The 4,358-nt window shown below is 67.8% G+C and carries 3 protein-coding genes; all 3 read right to left on the bottom strand.

Annotated features, from left to right (window positions below):
- Positions 1-203: 203 nt before the first annotated feature.
- Positions 204-1,808, bottom strand: a complete 1,605-nt coding sequence (locus M2271_RS42230) for an ABC transporter substrate-binding protein (RefSeq protein WP_280892784.1) — start codon at positions 1,806-1,808, stop codon at positions 204-206.
- A gap of 449 nt (positions 1,809-2,257) precedes the next feature.
- Positions 2,258-2,953 (bottom strand): HAD family phosphatase, encoded by a 696-nt coding sequence (locus M2271_RS42225; RefSeq protein ID WP_280892783.1) that lies wholly within the window; start codon positions 2,951-2,953, stop codon positions 2,258-2,260.
- Between the two features lie 127 nt (positions 2,954-3,080).
- A partial coding sequence (locus tag M2271_RS42220; RefSeq protein WP_280892782.1) for a vitamin B12 dependent-methionine synthase activation domain-containing protein occupies positions 3,081-4,358 on the bottom strand: 1,278 nt, incomplete at its 5' end.

The following is a 4,358-nucleotide window of genomic DNA, read 5'->3' as shown; positions in this document are numbered from 1 at the left end:
CCGGGGGCCCCCCCGGGCGGCTTGGGGGGTCCGGGGCTTACCCGCCTGACCCCCCCACCCAAACATCCCTTCCCGGGCAAACCAGCACCACCCACGGGGGGGGGCGCCCCCGCGGGGGGGCCCCCCCTCCACGTTCGTACAGCCGTCCGTCAGCTCTTGCCGAGTCGCCAGTGGCGGAAGTTCTCAGAGGCGGACGCTCTGTGTCAGCCGCGCACGCCGCGACCGAGTTCCCACAGCTGAAGCGACGAGGAGGAGTTGACCACGTACGCGGTCCCCGTGACGTCGTCACGTGCGGCGACGAACTGCTTGCCCTGCCACAGCGGCAGGAGGGGAACGTCGGCGGCGACGATGTCCTGAATGTTCGTCACGCTGTCGGCGGCGGCGAGCCGGTCCGACTCGCGGCGGGACTCCGGGATCAGCGTGTTGCGGATCCTGTTGTTCGCGTAGGGCGAGCCGATGGTGTTGTCCTTGTCGAGGAACGGCGAGATGTAGCTGTCGGCGTCCGGGAAGTCGGGGAACCAGCCCATGCCGTAGACGTCGTAGTCGCCCTTCTGCTCGGCGGGGCGGAAGGTCTCCCAGGGCGTGCCCTTGATGTTGACGTCGAACAGGCCGGTGTCGTTGAGCTGCTTCTGCAGCACCTCGAACTCCCGCTTGGTGGCCGGACCGTAGTGGTCGGTCGTGTAGTGCAGGGTCAGCTTCACCGGGGTGGTGATGTTGGCCCCGGTCAGCGCGGCCTTGGCCTTGACGGTGTTCGGGTCGCCGTAGGTGTTGAAGAACGAGTTGGAGTGGCCGGTGATGCTGGCCGGGACCATCGAGTACAGCGGCTCGGCCTGCGAGCCGTAGACCTTGGCGACGAGTTCGCTGCGGTCGATGATCTGGGCCATCGCCTCACGGACCGCCTTGGACTTCACGGACGGCGCGACGGTGTTGAAGCCGAGGTAGCGGATCTCCAGGCCGGGCAGTTCGACGAGGTCGACGTTGCCGCTCGAGGCGTTGGCGAGCTTGGTGATCTGCTCCGGCGACATGGTGCGGGTCATGACGTCGATGTCGCCCTTGTCGAGCGCGGTACCCATGGTGTCCGCGTCCTCGAACGAGCGCAGCTCGACCTTCTCGTTGTTCACCTTCAGCGTCCCCTTGTAGTTGGGGTTCTTGGTGAACTCGACATCGGCGATCACGTCGTTCTTGACGTTGGCCTTCAGCGTGTACGGTCCGGAGCCGTCCACGGCGAAGCCGTCGCGCAGCTTGCTCTTGGCGTAGTCGTCGGGGTTGACGATGCCCGCGACCGGGGTCGACAGCTTGAACGGGAAGGTGGCGTCGGCGGTCTTGAGGTGGAAGATCACCTCGCGGTCGCCCTGGGTCTCGACGGTGTCGACGGTGGACAGCAGGGCGAAGACACCACTGTCGGCCTTGATGGCCATCGCCCGGTCGATGGAGTACTTCACGTCCTTCGCGGTGACGGCCTTGCCGCTCGCGAACGTCAGGCCGGCGCGCAGGGTGCAGGCGTAGCGCTCGTTGCCGCTGTCGGTGAAGCCGCACTTCTCGGCGGCCTCCGGCACCGGGTCCCCGTCGCCCTTCGGCATGGTCATCAGGGTCTGCACGGTCTGGCGCAGGATGTTCCAGCTGCCGACGTCGTAGGCGAAGGCGGGGTCCAGCGGCGCCGGGGCGTCCTTCGTGGCGGTGAACCGGTCCGTGGTGCCGACGACGATCGCGTCGCCGCCGTCGCTTCCGCTGTCGGACCCGCCGCAGGCTGCGAGCACCGGAGCGAGCAAGCCGATCACGGCCGGCAGCACCAAAGTCTTGCGGTTCATGCTCGAAGTTCTCCAGAGCTGTCGAGTCCGTGTACCCGGCATACGGGGGGTGTCGATGCGGATCACGGGGTAGGGGTGATGTTCTCGCTAGGAGATTAGTCCGCGTCGGCACGACGGTTCGCGACGACCATAGTTGAGGGGCCATCACGCAGCGAAACCAGGCATGGACGGACCGAAAACCCGAGGGGGGAAGGATTCGTGCAGGCTCTCCCCAATCGGGACACAAGGGCACCTCCACGCTCCTGGAATGCAGGCGGGCAGCACACTCGCACCACCCTGTCGAGCCCTGATCGCGTGGGGAAGGTCACATACCCGGTGGTGTGGAGAGGCCTCCGGAATTCGGTCGTCCAGCGCGGTTCGAATTCATTCGGACACGCCCTGTGGATTTCCACCCTACCGGCACCGCACGCTGGGTGAACACCGGAAACACTTCCGTCATCAAGACCTTGTCAGAGCGTCATCAGGCCGCGCAGAAATGCCAGGTCCACCTCTTCGAGCGAGGTCACGACGGTGCGCCGGTCGGCCGGGGTGATGGGTGCGACAGAGGGCACGACCACGACATGGCAGCCGGCCGCCTCGGCCGCGGCGACGCCGGTCGCGGTGTCCTCGACGACCGCGCACCGGGCCGGTTCCGCGCCGAGTCCGGCGGCGGCGAACAGATAGGGGTCGGGGTGCGGCTTGGTGCGCCCCACCTCGTCGCCGGCGACGGTCAGCGCGAAGTGCTGGGGGCCGAGTGAGCTGAGCACCCGGTCGATGATGCTCCGGTGCGAGGCGGAGACCAGCGCCGTGGGGATCTCGTGCGCGGCCAGCTCGGCCAGCAGCCGGGCGGCTCCGGGCATCAGCGGCAGCGAGCGGTCGATGCGCTTCTCGAAGCCCTGGTTGAGCAGCACCGTGAGTTCGGCGAGGGTGATGTCGGCGCCGGTGGCCTCGATCAGGAAGCCCGCGCTGCGGGTCATGGGACCGCCGACCACGACATGGCGCCAGGAGTCGTCGAGCGTGTGTCCGAGGTGGGCGAAGACCTCGGCCTCGACGTCCCACCAGAAGCCCTCGGTGTCCACCAGGGTGCCGTCCATGTCGAGGAGCACCGCCTGCAGGGCGGAGCCTTCGGCCGTACGGGTTACTGGTGCGGGAACCGTGCTGGTCATCCACGTACCTCCTTGAGGGACGACCAGGCCGGCTCCCAAGGGGGAACCGGCCTGCAGTGGACCGACCAGTCTACGACTTATCCGATCAGCGTGCCGTCCGGGACACGCGTCGCCGCCGTGACACACCTCACCGAGCGTTGAAGTACTTCGCCTCCGGGTGGTGGATCACGATCGCGTCCGTGGACTGCTCCGGGTGCAGCTGGAACTCCTCGGACAGCTGGACGCCGATGCGCTCCGGCTGGAGCAGGTCGGCGATCTTGGCGCGGTCCTCCAGGTTGGGGCAGGCGCCGTAGCCGAGGGAGAAGCGGGCGCCCCGGTACTTCAGGGCGAACATGTCCTCCATCTGGCTCGGGTCGTCGCCGGCGAAGCCCAACTCGGAGCGGACCCGCGCGTGCCAGTACTCGGCGAGAGCCTCGGCCAACTGGACGGACAGGCCGTGCAGTTCGAGGTAGTCGCGGTAGGCGTTGGACTCGAAGAGCTTCGCGGTCTCCTCGCCGATCCGGGAGCCGACGGTGACGACCTGGAGGCCGACCACGTCCGTCTCCCCCGACTCCTCCGGGCGGAAGAAGTCCGCCAGACACAGCCGACGGCCACGGCGCTGGCGCGGGAAGGTGAAGCGGGTGCGCTCGTTGCCCTCCTCGTCCAGGAGGATCAGGTCGTCGTCCTTGGACACGCAGGGGAAGTAGCCGTAGACGACGGCCGCCTCCAGCAGGTTCTCCGTCTGCAGCTTGTCGAGCAGACCGCGCAGCCGGGGCCGCCCCTCGGTCTCGACGAGTTCCTCGTACGACGGTCCCTCGCCGGTGCGGGCCTGCTTGAGGCCCCACTGGCCCTTGAACAGGGCGCCCTCGTCGAGCCAGCTCGCGTACTCCTTGAGCTGGATGCCCTTGATGACGCGAGTGCCCCAGAACGGCGGGCTGGGGACCGGGGTGTCGATGGCGACGTCAGAACGGACGGCACCCTCCTGCGGACGCTCCTCCACCTCGACGGCGGCGCTCGCCCGGACCCGGCGCTGCTTGAGTTCCGGCAGCACCGCGCCCGGCACACCCCGCTTGACACCGATCAGGGCGTCCATCAGACGCAGACCCTCGAACGCGTCACGGGCGTAGCGGACTTCGCCCTGGTAGATCTCGTGCAGGTCCTGTTCGACGTACGCCCGTGTCAGGGCGGCGCCGCCCAGGATGACCGGGTAGTCGGCCGCCAGGCCGCGCTGGTTGAGCTCCTGAAGGTTCTCCTTCATGATCACCGTGGATTTGACCAGCAGCCCGGACATGCCGATGACGTCGGCGCGGTGCTCGGTGGCGGCCTCCAGGATCGCGGAGACCGGCTGCTTGATGCCGAGGTTGACGACGTTGTAGCCGTTGTTGGACAAGATGATGTCGACGAGGTTCTTGCCGATGTCGTGGAC

Source organism: Streptomyces sp. LBL, assembly GCF_029893585.1.
Lineage (GTDB): Bacteria > Actinomycetota > Actinomycetes > Streptomycetales > Streptomycetaceae > Streptomyces.
This window is presented reverse-complemented; position numbering and strand designations above follow the sequence as displayed.